This is a genomic window from Micromonospora sp. WMMD1155 (assembly GCF_029581275.1).
Lineage (GTDB): Bacteria > Actinomycetota > Actinomycetes > Mycobacteriales > Micromonosporaceae > Micromonospora.
Window position 1 is genome coordinate 3,382,888 of record NZ_CP120742.1, and the last position, 14,778, is coordinate 3,397,665.

General features: G+C 71.2%; 17 protein-coding genes. 9 read left to right on the forward strand and 8 right to left on the reverse strand.

Features of this window, described 5'->3' with window-relative positions; genetic code table 11:
* Nucleotides 1–186: 186 nt before the first annotated feature.
* Nucleotides 187–534: a hypothetical protein gene (locus tag O7617_RS15465; RefSeq protein ID WP_348773849.1), complete on the reverse strand. Its 348-nt coding sequence runs from the start codon at nucleotides 532–534 to the stop codon at nucleotides 187–189.
* Nucleotides 534–2,171 (reverse strand): ABC-F family ATP-binding cassette domain-containing protein, encoded by a 1,638-nt coding sequence (locus O7617_RS15470; RefSeq protein ID WP_282264367.1) that lies wholly within the window; start codon nucleotides 2,169–2,171, stop codon nucleotides 534–536. The genes O7617_RS15465 and O7617_RS15470 overlap by 1 nt, the downstream gene beginning before the upstream one ends.
* 62 nt (nucleotides 2,172–2,233) lie before the next feature.
* Between O7617_RS15470 and O7617_RS15475 the strand changes: the two genes are divergently transcribed.
* From O7617_RS15475 to O7617_RS15490, 4 genes are all read left to right on the forward strand, one after another.
* Complete coding sequence (locus O7617_RS15475) at nucleotides 2,234–3,004, forward strand: ROK family protein (protein WP_282264370.1); 771 nt, start codon at nucleotides 2,234–2,236, stop codon at nucleotides 3,002–3,004.
* 91 nt (nucleotides 3,005–3,095) lie between these two features.
* Nucleotides 3,096–3,464: a tetratricopeptide repeat protein gene (locus O7617_RS15480; protein WP_088987487.1), complete on the forward strand. Its 369-nt coding sequence runs from the start codon at nucleotides 3,096–3,098 to the stop codon at nucleotides 3,462–3,464.
* 164 nt (nucleotides 3,465–3,628) lie between these two features.
* Nucleotides 3,629–3,883 (forward strand): Smr/MutS family protein, encoded by a 255-nt coding sequence (locus O7617_RS15485; protein ID WP_013736060.1) that lies wholly within the window; start codon nucleotides 3,629–3,631, stop codon nucleotides 3,881–3,883.
* Nucleotides 3,884–4,108: 225 nt separating this feature from the next.
* Nucleotides 4,109–4,675 (forward strand): NUDIX hydrolase, encoded by a 567-nt coding sequence (locus O7617_RS15490; RefSeq protein ID WP_282264373.1) that lies wholly within the window; start codon nucleotides 4,109–4,111, stop codon nucleotides 4,673–4,675.
* Between the two features lie 282 nt (nucleotides 4,676–4,957).
* Here O7617_RS15490 and O7617_RS15495 read toward each other — a convergent pair whose 3' ends face one another.
* Nucleotides 4,958–5,182, reverse strand: coding sequence for a winged helix-turn-helix domain-containing protein (locus O7617_RS15495; RefSeq protein WP_282264375.1), 225 nt, complete (start codon nucleotides 5,180–5,182; stop codon nucleotides 4,958–4,960).
* 496 nt (nucleotides 5,183–5,678) lie between these two features.
* On the opposite strand from O7617_RS15495, the gene O7617_RS15500 reads away from it, so the two are divergent.
* Both O7617_RS15500 and O7617_RS15505 read left to right on the forward strand, forming a co-directional pair.
* A complete protein-coding gene (locus tag O7617_RS15500; RefSeq protein ID WP_282264376.1) occupies nucleotides 5,679–5,897 on the forward strand; it encodes a flavin reductase in 219 nt (72 codons plus the stop codon).
* Nucleotides 5,894–6,067 (forward strand): hypothetical protein, encoded by a 174-nt coding sequence (locus O7617_RS15505; protein ID WP_282264377.1) that lies wholly within the window; start codon nucleotides 5,894–5,896, stop codon nucleotides 6,065–6,067. Before O7617_RS15500 ends, O7617_RS15505 begins: the two co-directional genes overlap by 4 nt.
* 15 nt (nucleotides 6,068–6,082) lie before the next feature.
* Here the strand turns inward: O7617_RS15505 and O7617_RS15510 are convergent, their stop codons facing one another.
* The 3 genes from O7617_RS15510 to O7617_RS15520 form a co-directional block, all read right to left on the reverse strand.
* On the reverse strand, nucleotides 6,083–6,427 hold the full coding sequence (locus O7617_RS15510; protein WP_282264378.1) for a hypothetical protein: 345 nt from the start codon (nucleotides 6,425–6,427) through the stop codon (nucleotides 6,083–6,085).
* A 31-nt stretch (nucleotides 6,428–6,458) separates the two neighbouring features.
* Nucleotides 6,459–6,953, reverse strand: a complete 495-nt coding sequence (locus tag O7617_RS15515) for a GNAT family N-acetyltransferase (protein ID WP_282264380.1) — start codon at nucleotides 6,951–6,953, stop codon at nucleotides 6,459–6,461.
* Between the two features lie 80 nt (nucleotides 6,954–7,033).
* Entirely contained in the window at nucleotides 7,034–7,282 is a 249-nt protein-coding gene (locus tag O7617_RS15520) for a hypothetical protein (RefSeq protein ID WP_282264381.1), read from the reverse strand.
* A 194-nt stretch (nucleotides 7,283–7,476) separates the two neighbouring features.
* On the opposite strand from O7617_RS15520, the gene O7617_RS15525 reads away from it, so the two are divergent.
* Together O7617_RS15525 and O7617_RS15530 are read left to right on the forward strand one after the other, a co-directional pair.
* Entirely contained in the window at nucleotides 7,477–8,277 is an 801-nt protein-coding gene (locus O7617_RS15525; RefSeq protein WP_282264382.1) for a hypothetical protein, read from the forward strand.
* A gap of 16 nt (nucleotides 8,278–8,293) precedes the next feature.
* Entirely contained in the window at nucleotides 8,294–9,235 is a 942-nt protein-coding gene (locus tag O7617_RS15530; protein ID WP_282264383.1) for a threonine/serine dehydratase, read from the forward strand.
* 55 nt (nucleotides 9,236–9,290) lie between these two features.
* Here the strand turns inward: O7617_RS15530 and O7617_RS15535 are convergent, their stop codons facing one another.
* The gene (locus O7617_RS15535) at nucleotides 9,291–11,438 is read right to left on the reverse strand and encodes a tetratricopeptide repeat protein (protein ID WP_282264385.1); all 2,148 of its coding nucleotides are present in this window, start codon (nucleotides 11,436–11,438) and stop codon (nucleotides 9,291–9,293) included.
* Nucleotides 11,439–11,716: 278 nt separating this feature from the next.
* On the opposite strand from O7617_RS15535, the gene O7617_RS15540 reads away from it, so the two are divergent.
* A complete protein-coding gene (locus O7617_RS15540) occupies nucleotides 11,717–12,196 on the forward strand; it encodes a hypothetical protein (protein WP_282264386.1) in 480 nt (159 codons plus the stop codon).
* Between the two features lie 104 nt (nucleotides 12,197–12,300).
* On the opposite strand, the gene O7617_RS15545 is transcribed toward O7617_RS15540, so the two are convergent.
* A complete protein-coding gene (locus O7617_RS15545) occupies nucleotides 12,301–14,673 on the reverse strand; it encodes a M28 family peptidase (protein WP_282264749.1) in 2,373 nt (790 codons plus the stop codon).
* Nucleotides 14,674–14,778: the final 105 nt, after the last annotated feature.

A 14,778-nucleotide genomic window follows, 5' to 3' on the forward strand; every position in this document is an offset into this window, starting at 1 on the left:
GCCCGGGCGGGTATAGCCGCGATGAGCGATATACCTGTGAGTCATAAATATGACGCAGAGGTATATCGCCCTTCGCGAACATCGGGCTGACGCAGCGACACGCCGCCGTGGGACCTGCCGCGGCAGGTCAGGTGCCTGCGAAGTCAGCCACGCAGAGCCGGAGCGGCCACGCCCTGAACGGTCGGGTCAGCCCGAGAGGGTCCGGCGACCGCCGCGCATTCGTTGGCGGGGCGGCGGGTCGGCCGGCTTCGGCCGTTTCAGGTGATAGCGGTGCAACTCGTGGTTGCCGGGCAGGGACGGGTCCTCGCTCATCGCAACCAACTCCCAGCCCTGGTCGCCGGCCCGGTTCAGGTGGGCCAGCGAGGTGTCGCCGTAGGGCGTCACGTCGACCATCGAGCCGTCCGGGCCGTACCAGACGAACACGACCTCCCAGCCGAGGTCGTTGGTCGCCGCCTGGCGGCGGCGGACCAGCAGGGCGTACTCCCACTTGAGCATGGCGTCATTCTCACCCCGCGGCGGCCCGCGGAGCTGCATCAATCTTCGGCGATCCGCCCGCCGTCGACCCGGAGCCGCCGGTTGGTCTCGATGGCGGCCAGCATCCGCCGGTCGTGGGTGACCAGCAGCAGCGTTCCGGGGTAATTGGCCAGCGCCGATTCGAGCTGCTCGATGGCCGGCAGGTCCAGGTGGTTGGTGGGCTCGTCGAGCACCAGCAGGTTGACCCCGCGACCCTGGAGCAGGGCCAGCGCCGCCCGGGTGCGCTCACCGGGGGAGAGGGTGGCCGCCGGTCGGGGCACGTGCGCCGCCCGCAGGCCGAACTTCGCCAGCAGGGTCCGCGCGTCGGCCGGCGACAGGTGGGGTACGGCCGCGTGGAACGCGTCGATCAGCGGCGCGTCGCCGAGGAACAGCCCACGGGCCTGGTCCACCTCACCGACCACGACACCGGGACCGAGCGAGGCGGTGCCGGCGTCCAGCGGCAGCCGACCGAGCAGCGCGGCCAGCAGGGTGGACTTGCCCGAGCCGTTCGCCCCGGTCACCGCCACCCGGTCCGCCCAGTCGATCTGGAGGTCGATCGGGCCGAGGGTGAATCCGCCTCGGCGTACCACCGCACCTCGCAGCGTGGCCACGACGGCGCCGGCGCGGGGCGCAGCGGCGATCTCCATCCGCAGCTCCCACTCCTTGCGGGGCTCCTCGACCACCTCCAGCCGTTCGATCAGCCGGTCGGTCTGCTTGGCCTTGGCGGCCTGCTTCTCGCTCGACTCGGCCCGCAGCTTGCGGCCGATCTTGTCGTTGTCGGTGGCCTTGCGGCGGGCGTTCTTCACGCCCTTCTCCATCCAGCCGCGCTGGGTGCGGGCGCGGGCCTCCAGCCCGGCCTTCGTCTCGGCGTACTCCTCGTAGTCCGCGCGGGCGTGCCGCCGCGCCACCTCGCGCTCCTCCAGGTAGGCCGCGTAGCCGCCGCCGTAGTGGTTGACCTGCTGCTGCGGCAGGTCCAGCTCCAGCACCCGGGTCACCGTGCGGGTCAGGAACTCCCGGTCGTGGCTGACCAGCACCGTGCCGGCGCGCAGCCCGGTGACGAACTCCTCCAGCCGCTCCAACCCGGCCAGGTCCAGGTCGTTGGTCGGCTCGTCGAGCAGGAACACGTCGTACCGGCTGAGCAGCAACGACGCGAGCCCCGCCCGGGCCGCCTGGCCGCCGGACAACCCGGTCATGGCGTGGTCCAGGTCCACCGCCAGACCCAGGTCGGCGCTCACCTGCTCGGCCCGCTCGTCGAGGTCCGCGCCGCCGAGGGCGAGCCAGCGCTCCAGGGCGTCGCCGTAGGCGTCGTCGGCGCCCGCCGACCCGGCGGTCAACGCCTCGGTCGCGGCGTCCAACGCCGCCTGCGCGGCGGTCACCCCGGTCCGTCGAGCCAGGAAGTCACGCACCGTCTCGCCCGGTCGCCGTTCCGGCTCCTGCGGCAGGTGCCCGACGGTCGCGGTGGGCGGGCTGAGCCGGACGCTGCCGGCCTCGACCGGCAACAACCCGGCGAGGGTACGCAGCAGCGTCGACTTGCCGGCCCCGTTCGGCCCGACCAGGCCGACCACGTCACCGGGGGCGACCACCAGGTCCAACCCGGCGAAGAGTGAGCGGTCGCCGTGCCCGGCGGCCAGGTCCTTGACGATCATCGTGGCGCTCATCAGGACGGCAGCCTATCCGGCTGCCCGCATACCAGCCGACCGCAGCGGGCAGACTCAACGGCGTGGTGACCACACTGGCGATCGACTGCGGCGGCGGAGGCATCAAGGCCTCCGTGCTGGACGAGGCGGGCACGATGCGGGCCCGACCGTTGCGGGTGCCCACCCCGTACCCGTTGCCGCCCGCGCTCTTCGTCCGGACCCTGCTGGATCTGGGCGGACGCCTGCCGGCGGCGGACCGGCTGACCGTCGGCGTACCCGGGATGATCCGGCACGGGGTGGTGGTCGCCACGCCGCACTACGTGACCCGCAGCGGCCCGCGCAGTCGCGTCGACCCGGACCTGCTCGCCGAGTGGTCCGGCTGGGACGCGCGGGGCGCCCTCGCGGACGCCTTCGGGGTGCCGGCGCTGGTGCTCAACGACGCCGAGGTGCACGGCGCCGGGGTGGTCGCCGGCACCGGCTGCGAACTGGTGCTGACCCTCGGGACCGGGCTGGGCAGCGCGCTCTTCGACGGCGGGGTGCTCGCACCGCACCTGGAGCTGTCGCACGCGCCGGTGCGCTGGGGCACCACCTACGACACGTACGTGGGTGAGCCGGAACGTCGGCGGCTCGGCGACGCCTTCTGGTCCCGCCGGATCCGGCAGGTGGTCGACGGGCTGCGCCCGGTGTTCCGGTGGGACCGCCTCTACCTGGGCGGGGGCAACTCCCGACTGATCCGGCCCGAGCAGCTTGCCCGGATGGGTGACGACGTGGTGGTGGTGCCGAACACCGCCGGAATCGTCGGCGGTGTCCGTGCTTGGGAACTTTCCGCCGGACGTCGGGACGCCCGCACCTGACCCCTTCTCGACTCCGGGGAACAGTCGCCAAACGTCCGGTGTTGTGCCAGCGTCGGAACAGGTGACGGTACGAGGCGAGGGGGTGGGGCAGATGGATCTTCTGGCGGACTACCGGCGGGCGACCATGTTCTTCGAAACCGGTGACCCGAGCGGAGCGGCCCGACTGCTGGAGCCGATCGTCGACGCCGAACCCGGCAACGCGGCCGTTCGGCAGCTGCTGGCCCGGGCGTACTTCCAGTCGGCCCAGCTCAACCGGGCCGAGGAGCACCTGCGGGAGCTGATCGACCGGGACCCGAGCGACCACTACGCGCACCACGTGCTCGGTCGGACGCTGGAGCGGCTCAACCGGCACAACGACGCGCTGCGGCACCTGCGGATCGCCGCCGCGATGTACGCGACGAACGACGACTACCGGACCGCGCTGGAGCGGGTGGAGACCCGAGTGGGCGGCACACGCTGAGGCGTGAACCGGTGATGTGGCAGGGGCGGTCCTCCGGGGCCGCCCCTTCGTCGTCCGGCGGCTGTCCCTGGTCGTTCGGGGGCTGCCCCTGGTCGTTTGGTGGGCGGGCCGTCCGGCGTGCCTAGGATGGCGGACATGGGACCTGACCGGCCGGGGGCTGCGGCATGAAGCTCAAGCTGGACCTGCACGACATCTTCAACAAGGGCCACGACATCGACCGCGCGCTGCGCGGGATCATGGACGAGGCGGTGGCGAAGAAGGCCACCCTCGTCGAGATCATCCCCGGCAAGGGGTCCGGCCAGCTCAAGAAGCGCGTGCTGCGATTCCTCGACCAGAAGGACGTCAAGCAGCTCTACCACCGGGTGGAGAAGGACTCGAAGAACTTCGGCCGCCTCTTCGTCCACTTCCGCTGGAAGTAGAGGCTGCGCCGCCTCCGACCGGCGCGGTCGATCCATGCGGTCATCGGCCTTTGGGTTTAGGTAGATCGTTCCGAAGTAAGACTCGATCTAGCTTCGGCAAAATCTGGCCACTGCGCCTGCCGACGCCGAGGGTTCGATTCCCGAGGAGGTTCGGCATCGGGTGGAGCGGAATTTTCGTCATGAGGCGCGGCCATGCGTCCGCGTCAGCGGTCGGATACTGGGCGGGTGACGGAGGAGCAGGTTACCGAGCCGACGCGGTGGACGATTCACGGTGAGCGGGTGGTGGACGGCAGCCGGCGGGCGCGGCTGAGCATTGCCGACGTGGAACTGCCGGACGGGGTTCGTTTCGAGCAGTACGTGATCAGGGCGCCCCGGTCAGCCATGGTTGCGGTGCTTGACGAGCAGGAGCGCCTGCTGCTGATGCGGCGGCACCGGTTCGTGTTCGACCGGTGGGTGTGGGAGCTGCCTGGGGGTTACGTCGACGACGGTGAGCAGCCCGAAGCGTGCGCGGTCCGGGAGGTTGAGGAGGAGACCGGATGGCGCCCGGGTGCGGTGGAGCCGATGCTGTCGTTCCAGCCGTGGGTGGCGACGGCGGATGCGGAGAATCTGTTGTTCCTCGCGCGCGATGCGATACATGTCGGTTCCCCGGTGGACGTCAACGAGGCCGAGCAGGTGGCCTGGATGCCGTTGGCGGAGGCGCGCGACCTCGTGTCCCGGGGTGAGATCGTAGGGTCCGGCACGGTGATCGCGGTGTTGGAGCTGGTCGCGCGCAAAGCCCGGGGTGAGCTGTAGCCAGCGGCGTGGACCGAGAGTCGCGTCGACGCGGCTGATGAAGTATCGGACAGCTGGCCGGCGGCGGTGCGCGGTGCCCGCACAGCCGGCACGTCGCTGATGTCGAAGCCGGTCAGACGATGCCCAGTCTTGGCGAGGAAGCGGGCGACCGGCACCCCGCGGCCACACCCGAGCTTCGAGGACCGCTGCCGCGGCTGGTAGCCGCTGGTGTAGGCCCGTGAGCTAGGGAGCGTACTGGCCGTCGTCAGCAGGTTCTCCAGGTCGGCGTCGGGCCTGCGGGGTCTATTGCGGAAGTGGGTTGGCGACGTAGACGCCCTTGCCCTGCCGGCCGTCGATCAAGCCCTCGGCTTTGAGTAGGAGCATGGCGGCGCGGATGACGGTGTTGCTGACCTCGTAGTGCTCGCAGAGTGCAGCAAACGACGGCAGCTTGTCGCCCGGCTTCAACTGGCCGGAGCTGATCTGCTCGCGGATATCTCGGGCGACCTGCAGGTACGCAGCTTCAGACATAGGTGGTGCTCCCAGCTTGGCGGCTGGTGCAAGCAGACCACATCTCTGGTTCGACTTACAACGCTATGTGTCGTAGCTGTTGACCCTGCGCACATTGCGTCTTATGTTGCTTGTGGGGCTACCCAGCTTGGCGGCCGGGTCGTCCTGCCGTGGGTGCCCTGTCTCCGGACACCGTTGACCGGGTGCCCACGGAATCCCAGGCGTCGGCAGGAGGCATCGTGACCAGACCGAACGGTGCAACTGCCGCAACCGCGGGCGCCCGCGACGCTGCCAGGGATTCCGGTGCTGGACAGCCGCGACTGGAGAGCGCCCAGCGGCGCGTGTCATACGACGAGTACGTCATCGCAGTGGCGCTCACCCTGGCGCGCCGCCATCGGCCCATCTGGTCCTGGCAGCACTGGCGACGCGTCTGTCGCTGCGGTGCCGACCTGCCATGCAGAAGTCGCCACCGCATCCCGATCAGTAGCCGTCACTGGCCGAGTCAGGACGGAACACGATGACGAGCCACCTCGCGATGACCCCGGGCTGGACCTGCGGCGGCTGCGGTGCCGATTGGTCCTGCCATACCCGCCGCCAAGAGCTGCAAGCGGAGTACGACAGAGCGCCGGTGTCACTCGCCCTTTACCTGGCCGCCCAGTTGGTTGACGCTGCTCAGGACCTGGCCCACGTTCCGGCCGGCCATCTGCACTACCGCTTTCTGGGTTGGACCCGATGAGCATCCTTCGTGCGGGTGACGAGAAGTTCCACTACAGCGACGGTTCCCACAGGTGGATCCCGCCGGGCCCCGACTACGACCAGGAGGTCTGGGATGAACAGGTTCGCCAGCACAAACACGGCCACCTGAGGAACGAGCGTCCGAAGATCCGCATCCAGCGGCTGGTCTGAGGCGACGGGCGGTGGTCAGAGGCTGGCGGCGACGAAGCCGCAGACGGCCAGCGGAAGTACTGCGGACAGCGTGCCCACCACTGCCGACGAGCGGATCCGGGTACGGGAGACGAGGACCGCGAGCATCGCCAGGCTGACCAGCAATGCAAGAAACAGCGCGGGCGTGGCCACGTAGAGCACGAAGAGCAGCGCCCGCGACCGTTCGGAGTCGCATGCCTCGCCGCAGCCTGCCGGGACCGATCCGGAGAGCGTGCCGAGGAACAGGCCGAACGACACGACGACGGCCACGTACCAGCCGGCCAGCACCAGGAAGGATGAGCGCGCGTCAACGAGACGGGTACGTGACGGTGCCAGGGTCATGAGCGGAGTATCCACCGTCGGGTGAGCGGGGTCAGCCCCCGATCTCGGCGACCATCGTGTCCGCGTCCTCAAAGGACTCGACAGTGCGGAAGCCTTCGGCGGCGTACAGCCTCGCGGCGAAGTTGGCCCGCTCCACGCTCAATGACACCGTGCGGATGCCGCGTTCTCCTGCGGCGTGCAGGACGGCGCGCAGGAGCGCTCGGCCCACACCCCGGCCCCGGCAGGATTCCACCACGCCGATGGTCAGCTCTGGAACGTCGTCACTCACGTACCCGTAGCCCGGATCGGCGGCGCTCAGGAATCGGAACCAGGCCGCGCCGACCGGCCGATCCGTCGGGTCCATCGCAACGAGGCCGAAGTCGTCCGGCCGCATCCAGCCGATGACGTAGTGGGCCAGCGCGGGGTTCGCCAGGATCTCTTCGCGGGACCAGTTGCGCTCGGGTAGCCAGTTGACGGCCTCCACGAGCATGTCGACCAGGAATTCGGAATCAGCCGGGGTGGCCGCACGGATGTCGAGGTCAGTCACCGCCGAAGCGTCGCACACAGGATCGGCAGCGCCAAGGTCAGCACCGGTGCGGTGAAGCCCTGGGGCAGGGTACGAAAGGGTCAGTGACCTGTCGCGTCGACGCGGGCGCCGTGGCCGACCGAGCGGCGGGACCAGCACTGGGGGCGCTGGCGGACGGCCAGCTCCAACGCCAGGTGATCGGACTCGATCATTTCCCGGGCTATTCGACGTGCCATTTCCAGGCGGTCGACGTATGAGTCAAGATCCGCCGAGCCGGCGCCAGCCATATCGAACTCCTCGTCAGCGTTCGAGCTAATCGCATCATGCGGCATGTCGGGAACCGTCACCATTCCCCGATCGGTGGAAAACGCCCGCCGTACGGCTCGGTGTCGCGTACCCCGGTTGCGCTGATGGTAGCGGCGGCCGTGCCACCCCGCTCGGAACTGACCGAACCTGGTCTTGCTGGCGGTTTGTACATTGCAGTGTGCGCGGACTGGGGGGCGCGACATGTCCGGTGAGGGATCTTCGTTACGGGAGGACCGCCGTGCAGCATCCGATCACCACCGATCCGTTGTTCGTCGCCGTCGAATCAGACTCGCTCACCCGTGCGGACATCGCCGGGCTCATCGCGGGGCGACTGGCCGCCATCCGGGTGCCGGGGCTGCTGTCCGCGGCCCGGTGTCACGCGATCACGGCCGCGCTCGCCGACGCGCCGATGGACCGCTACGACGAGAGCCGGGTCTTTCCGGTCGTCGCCAAGTTCGGCCCGGCCATCAACGACCACCGGGCCGCCGGTGAGCTTCGGGACGACTACTGGGACGCGGCCCGCGCGGCTGACAAGGTCTGGACGACGTTGGGCCTGCCGGATTCGCCACGGGAGTTGTGTCTGGCCGCCTTCCGGTCCGCCTGGCCGGATGTCGCACCCGGCCGTCGGCAGGGTCGGGAGATGCACGTCGGCATCGTCCGCGAGATCAACGCCGGCCTCCAGGTGCACTTCGACGACGCCGTCCGGGAGTACGCGGGGCGGCTGCTCGACGGTGATGTGGTGGCGCAGTTGGCGTTCAACATCTACATCCGGGTTCCACCGGCCGGTGGCGAGACGGTGCTGTGGCGGCGGCGGTGGCAGCCGGGCGACGAGGAGCGGCGGATTCCCGGCGGGTACGGCTTCGACGAGTCGGTGACCGTCGAATCGCAGTCGTTGACCCTGCGGCCCACGCTCGGGGAGGGGTTCCTGTTCGATCCCCGGCACTATCACACGGTGCGTCCCGCGACCGATGGCCGCCGGATCTCCATAGGATGCTTTGTCGGGCTCACCGACGATGGCCGACTGGCCCTCTGGTCGTAGTGAAGGGCGTTTCCCCATGGTGGACAGAAGCGACGTCGAGGCGGCTGCCGCACTTGTCGAGGGGCGGGTCCGGGAAACCCCGGTCATCGCCGTCGACGGTGCCGACCTGGGGGTGCCGGGGCAGCTCAGTCTCAAACTGGAGTTGCACCAGCACACCGGCTCGTTCAAGCCGCGCGGCGCGTTCAACCGGATGCTCCAGGGGTCGTTGCCGGCGGCGGGGGTGATCGCCGCGTCGGGCGGCAACCACGGTCTCGCCGTCGCGTACGCGGCCCGGTCGCTCGGCGTTCCGGCGGAGGTCTTCGTGCCGGTCACCGCCTCACCGGTGAAGGTGCAGCGGTTGGCCGGGCTGGGCGCCCAGGTGCGTCAGGTCGGTCAGCACTACGCCGAGGCCCTGGCGGCCAGCACCCAGCGGGCCGGGGAGACCGGCGCGTTGGTGGTGCACGCGTACGACCAGCCGGAGGTGGTGGCGGGGCAGGGGACCGTCGGTCGGGAGTTGGAGCGGCAGGTCGACGGGATCGACACCGTGCTGGTGGCGGTCGGCGGCGGTGGGTTGGTGTCCGGCATCGCCAGTTGGTTCGACGGGTCGGTGCGGGTGGTCGCCGTGGAGCCGGAGCAGATCCCCACCCTGCACTCGGCGCTGAAGGCCGGTCGACCGGTCGACATCGAGGTCGGCGGCATCGCCACCGATTCGCTGGGTGCCCGCCGCATCGGTGAGATCGCCTACGACACCGCCCGCCGGACGGGTGTGGTGTCCGTGCTGGTGCGGGACGAGGACCTGGTGCGGGCGCGCCGGCTGCTCTGGTCGGAGCTGCGGGTCGCCGCCGAGCTGGGTGGTGCTGCCGCGTTGGCCGCGCTGGTCGGCGGGGCGTACGTGCCGCAGGCGGGGGAGCGCGTCGCGGTGGTCATCTGCGGTGGCAACACCGACCCGAGCGACCTGGGCCCGGCCGCGCCGCACTGACCGGGCCGACTACCGACCGGGCCGGGCACCGACCGTGAGCCGGGCACCGACCCGGTCAGTCGCCGTTGCGCAGGCGGCGCAGCGCGTGTTCGATCTGGAGGGTGTCCAGGTGGGTGTCTCCGAGTAGTCGGCGGCGGTCGGCCAGCAGCCGCTCGTACTCCTCGATGGCCGGTTCCAGTCGCCCGTCGAGCAGGAGCACCGCGGCCAGGGTGGCCCGGATGGCCAGCACCTCACTGCGGTCGGCGTGCCGGGGCTCCACGGTGGCGAGGGTGGCCCGCAGCTCGGCTTCGGCCTCGGCCAACCGGCCCTGCGCCTGCATGCACCGGGCCAGCGTGTGCCGGGCCTGCCAGGTCTCCGGTTGGTTGAGCGGCCACGTCCGGTAGCGGACCTCCAGGATGGCGTGCAGCATCTCCTCGGCCTCGGGTGCCCGCTGTTGGGCGAGCACCGCCAGCGCCAGGCTGTGTCGCACGATCATCGTGTCCCAGTGCTCCGGGCCGCGGACCTGGTCCTCCGCGGCGACGATCTGCCGCAGCTCCGTCTCGGCCTCCGGCCACTGGCGCTGCGCCATGATCGCCTTGGTGAGCTTGTGTCGGCTGGCGAGGGTGTCGGCGTCGTCGCTGCCCAGCACCCGGGTGCGGTCGGCGATGACGTCGCGGAGCACCCGGTCGGCCATCTCGGGCTGGTTGCGCTCCAGCCAGGTGCGGCCCAGTTCGTGGCGGAGAGCGAGCACCTGCGGCCGGTCCAAATCGTGGTCGTACGCGGCGCAGCCCCGCACGATCGGGTCGAGGATGTCGAAGGCGGAACCGGGTAGGCCGACCGCGATGAGGTAGCGGGCGGTGAGTCGGGCCAGCTCCAGTGCGCGGCGTACCGTCTCGGGGTCGTGCTTGTGTTTCTGCGGCACGAGGTATTCCCGCACGGCCTCGACCAGGTGCGGCACCAGCACGTCCCAGTTGGGCCAGGCCGCCGAGTCGTCCGGGTTCTGCCCTTCGGTGGCGGCGAGCAGCAGCTTCATGACCAGGCCGTGGTATTCGGCGATCTGCTCACGCACCTCGTCGCGGTCGCGGAACATGGCGTGCACCAGCGGGTGCAGCGACAGCACGTGCGCGAACGCCGGGTCGGTGACCTCGTCGTGGACGTCGAAGTCGACGAGGGCGAGGTCGGCGATGCCCTCCAGCACCCGCACCCGCTGCTGGGCGGTGAGCCCTTCGAAGAGTGGCGACTCGGCCAGGATGGCCGGCTTGAGCACCACCTCGTAGGGCACCGGGGAGACACTCAGGCAGGCCAGCACGTTGAGCAGCGGCCGACTCTGTTGAAGCTTGCGGCGGGACAGCAGGTCCAGGGAGAGGTCGTCGACCTCGCGGACGATCTCCAGGCCGAGGGACTCGTCGAGGTCGACGTCGGGGGCGTCGAGCGGGGCGCGGAACCGGCGCTGCACCGCGATCCGGTAGTCGGCGAAGGTGGTGATGGTGGAGGAGCCGCGCCAGACCGGGCTGGCGTTGACCGACTTGAGGTAGTTGCCGGCGGCGCGCAGGGCGAGTGGCAACCCGCCCAGCTCCCGGGACAGCTCCCGGGCGTCGGCCACGTCACCGGCCTGCGGACCGGCCCGGTCGATCAGCACCTGTGCGCCGGCGTCGGCGTCGAGGGGGCGCACCTGGTGCAGCGTCGACCAGGTGCCCCAGGTGGCCCGGTTGCCGTCCCGGGTGGTCACGATGACCACACCGTCGTCGGCCTCCGGGCGTCGCAACCAACCGGTGCCGTCGGCGAGCACCCCGTCGGTGGGGCCCAGGGTGGCGGGCTCGTCCGCGCTGTCGAAGATCAGCAACCAGGGCTGCGCGGCCTGGTTGAGGTAGCGCCACACCAGGTCGGTCGCGCTGATCATCCCGGCCCAGGCCTGGTCGACCTGCGTCTCCGACGCGCCGAGCTGGCTGACCACCTCCCGCATGCCGGAGTTGAGCCGCCCGGCCTGCACCCACCAGACCGTCCGGCCGTCGGCCCGTGCCCGGCGGGCGATCTCCAGGGCGACGTGGCTCTTGCCGGAGCCGCCCATGCCGCACAGGATGTGCACCGAAGGCTCCCCGGTGCTTTCCTCCGGCCGCATGATCTCGTCGATCAGGTCGTTTCGACCGTGCAGCGGGCTGTCCAGTCGCCCGAGGGGTGGGTCGACGGAGACGCGACTCGGCCGGTCGTACGCGGGCCGGGGCACGCTGACATCCTCGGGTGGAACGTCCGCAGTCAATGCGGTCCCCCTTCGGTGGCGAAATTGCAGTGGGCCGGCGGGAGATCCTGTCCATCTGGTGGACAGTCGGAGGGATTGTCGCCGGCGCCACGTCAGCCACAAGCGTATCCACCGCTGTGCCGGGTTGCACACTCACCGTTTAGGCCACCCGGACGACCGTAATCGTGGCCCCGATTCCCATTTCGCAGTCGAATCCAGCCGATCCGCCGTACGCGGCACTCGACAGGTGCATCCACGATGGACTGATGAACTGGTCACCAATCCAGGACGTGGTCGACTGGGGTTCCGTACCGGACTGGTTCGGCGCGGTCGGGTCCATCGCCAGCGTGTTGTTCGTCTACCTCGGACTCCGGCGGGAGATCCGCGCCCGGCGCAGCGACGACCTGCGGATCCGGGCTGCCCAGGCCCGGCTGGTGTCGGCGGTCGTCGAGATCCGGGGCACTTCGGTGCTGCGGGTCGCCGTGGCCAACGAGAGCGACGCACCGGTGCTGGACGTCGCGGTGCTGGCCCGGCTCGTCGCCCCGGACGGCGCACCCGTCGAGTTGGCCGCGCCGAAACACGTCCGCCGGATACCCGGCCGTGACGTGCAGGACCTCTTCGTCACCGTTACGGCCGAGCACCGGTTACGCCCGGGCGACACCGTTCTGGTGGATCTCACCTTCACCGACCATGACGGAAATCGCTGGCACCGTATCGGTGCCGGTCAACCCGAACCAGTGGAGTGACCACATTCCGACTCAACGGATCCGAAAGGGCGGTCGGCATTCCGGTGGCCACGAATAGCTGTGGTCCGGCGGGCGAATCTCCCGCCGGACCACAGTCGTGTCCGTCAGATGGGATAGGTGCGGGCGACGGCCAGCATCTCCGAGCTGTGCGACCCGACGACGCCGACGGCCGGCGGCCGGGGCCGGAAGCCGGGTAGTGCCTCCAACCCGTCACTGGCGTCCATCACCCGCAGCGACACCTGCCCGGCCCTGGGCCGCACGGTCAGCGTGACCTCGACGCCCTCCGTGGGCGGGGCGTGGAAGACCAACCCGAATCCCCACTTCCCCTCGCGGGGTTCCACCGGCACCGACCGTCCGGCCACCTCGGCCCGCAGCACGGTGGCGGTCGACGTGTCGACGTGCAGGGTGGCGAGCCGGGCCACCCGCTGCGGGATGAGCCGCAGCCGCAGTGTGCGTTCGCCGCCGGCGGTGGCGTCGCCCAGCACGTCGAGCTTCGGCGCGGGCAGGTTCGCCGCCTGCGCCGGCCCGACCCGCAGCTCACCGTCGCCGAGCCCGGGGAAGTCGTCGCCGACGTCGGCCGTCCCGTCCACGTAGCCGTCCGTCCACGGCTGCGGGTCGCCCTCGTGGCTGAGCCAACGGGCCTGACCGGTGCCGGCGTCCATCGCGTACATCAGGTGGGTGGGCGCGGGGTGCGCGGCGTCGAAGCGGTCGACGGCCAGCCCGACCCCGGCGAGCACCACCGCCGCCACGGCGGCGGCCCCGGCCGGCAGCGCCCCGAGCCGTCGGGCCCGCAGCGCCGGCCGGCCGCGCCGGCCCCCGGCCTGCGGGTGCAGGAGGTCGACGACCGGCAGGGCGGCCAGGCCGAGCAGCACCGCGACCAGCGCGGCCACCCCGCCCATCGCCATCCCCAGCGCCGGGAAGAGCAGCACCACGGTGGGCAGCAGGATGACCACAGCCACGGCCGCGGCGGCCGTCACGGCCACCACCGGCCACGGCCCGGTCTGCCGGGTACGCAACGCGACCAGCCCGCCGAGGGCACCGGCCAACGCCGGGACCGTGGTGAGGTACGCCCCACCGGGCACCGCCACGGCGAGCAGCACTCCGAGCAGCGCCAGCCAGGCCAGCCCACCGACGGCGAGGGCGGCCGGGCCGATCCGACGGCGGGTCAGCGCGTACCAGGTGAACAGGATGGCGGCGGCGAGCCCCAGGACGGCCAACCGGTACCAGATCGGTCGGTACGGGTCGAGCAGTTCGGCGTACCCCGGTCGGATCGTGGTGATCGCGAGCCAGAGCAGTTGGGCGGCGACCGGCGCGACCACGATGGGCGCCAGGGCCAGCCCGAAGCCGGCGGCCAGCCGGCCGGTGGAGGCCCGGCCCTGCCGACGGGTCAGCCAGCCCAGCGCGGCCACCGCGGCCACCGCGAGCAGGGCCAGCGGCAGCGTGAGCCAGCCCGGGTAGCGGACCAGGCCACCGGGGACCGGAAAGTAGGTGGCGTCGTGCCCCGAGCGCAGGTCGGTCAGGTCCACGGCGCCGAACTCCCGGGCCAGACCCAGCGCGTTGTCGCCGTGCTGCTGGAGGCTGCCCCGGTCCATCGCCGCCGGGGTGTCCAGCGGGGTGTGGTAGATCGCGCCGCCGTCGATGTACGCCGAGTTCAGCCCGACGAACTTCTGGTCGAGGAACGCGGTGAAGTCGGTGTCGTTGGGCAGTGCGCGGTAGATCTCCACGGCGAACGAGGTGCCGACCGGGTGCGGGGCGGCCCGGCCGAAGACGTCCACCAGCTTCGCGTTGTCAGTCGACGTCTCGAACATGATCACCGGCCCGGTGGAGCCCCGGGCCTCCAGGTTCAGCACCACCCCGCCGTCGGCGGCCAGCGGATGACCGGCGGCGAACGCCGACGCGCCGCAGAGGCACGCCTCCTCGGCGTCGGTCAGCACGAAGACGATGTCGTTGCGCGGCCGGGGGCCGGTGGTGAGCGCGCGGGCCACCTCCAGGATGGCCGAGGTGCCGGCGGCGTCGTCGTTGCCGCCCGGCCCGGTCTGCACCGAGTCGTAGTGGGCGACCAGGAAGATCCGGCCCGTCGACGCGGTGCCGGGCAGCCGGGCCACCACGTTGCGGACCCGGGCCATCGTCGCCCCGCCCGCCGCCCCGCTGAGCTGGCCGGCCTCCGGTGCCACCGTGTCCTGCACCTCGGTCTCCAGGCCCAGGCCGCGCAACGTCTGCTCGATGTGCGCGCGTACCTGGTCGTTGGCCGGGCTGCCGGCGGGGTGCGTCCGGGCCGCGATCACCTGGACGTCCTCGTACGCCCGCCCGGCGCTGAACTCACCGGCCGGCGCGTCCGCCGGCTTCGGCGTCGGGGTGCGCAGGTCGAGCAGGCTGCCGGCGCCGACGGCGACCAGCGCGGCCACTGCCGCCACGGCCGCCAGGAGCCGCCGTCGAGGTCGCGTCAGCGCCCGGTCGGCCGGGGGTACGCCCCGAATCGGGCGGGGCGGCGTGCCCGTCGTGGCCGGGGTGGTGGGTGCGCCCACGGGAACTCCTCGGGGGGTGGTGGGGCCTGGGGGTGGCACCATCCTGCCCCTCGGTGC

Coding starts and splice junctions, on each gene's coding strand:
- O7617_RS15465 (WP_348773849.1), bottom strand. CDS start 534: ATGCAGCTCCGCGGGCCGCCGCGGGGTGAGAATGACGCCATGCTCAAG.
- O7617_RS15540 (WP_282264386.1), top strand. CDS start 11,717: ATGAACTGGTCACCAATCCAGGACGTGGTCGACTGGGGTTCCGTACCG.
- O7617_RS15470 (WP_282264367.1), bottom strand. CDS start 2,171: ATGAGCGCCACGATGATCGTCAAGGACCTGGCCGCCGGGCACGGCGAC.
- O7617_RS15505 (WP_282264377.1), top strand. CDS start 5,894: ATGAGCATCCTTCGTGCGGGTGACGAGAAGTTCCACTACAGCGACGGT.
- O7617_RS15485 (WP_013736060.1), top strand. CDS start 3,629: ATGAAGCTCAAGCTGGACCTGCACGACATCTTCAACAAGGGCCACGAC.
- O7617_RS15530 (WP_282264383.1), top strand. CDS start 8,294: ATGGTGGACAGAAGCGACGTCGAGGCGGCTGCCGCACTTGTCGAGGGG.
- O7617_RS15500 (WP_282264376.1), top strand. CDS start 5,679: ATGACGAGCCACCTCGCGATGACCCCGGGCTGGACCTGCGGCGGCTGC.
- O7617_RS15495 (WP_282264375.1), bottom strand. CDS start 5,182: ATGTCTGAAGCTGCGTACCTGCAGGTCGCCCGAGATATCCGCGAGCAG.
- O7617_RS15480 (WP_088987487.1), top strand. CDS start 3,096: ATGGATCTTCTGGCGGACTACCGGCGGGCGACCATGTTCTTCGAAACC.
- O7617_RS15510 (WP_282264378.1), bottom strand. CDS start 6,427: ATGACCCTGGCACCGTCACGTACCCGTCTCGTTGACGCGCGCTCATCC.
- O7617_RS15520 (WP_282264381.1), bottom strand. CDS start 7,282: ATGGTGACGGTTCCCGACATGCCGCATGATGCGATTAGCTCGAACGCT.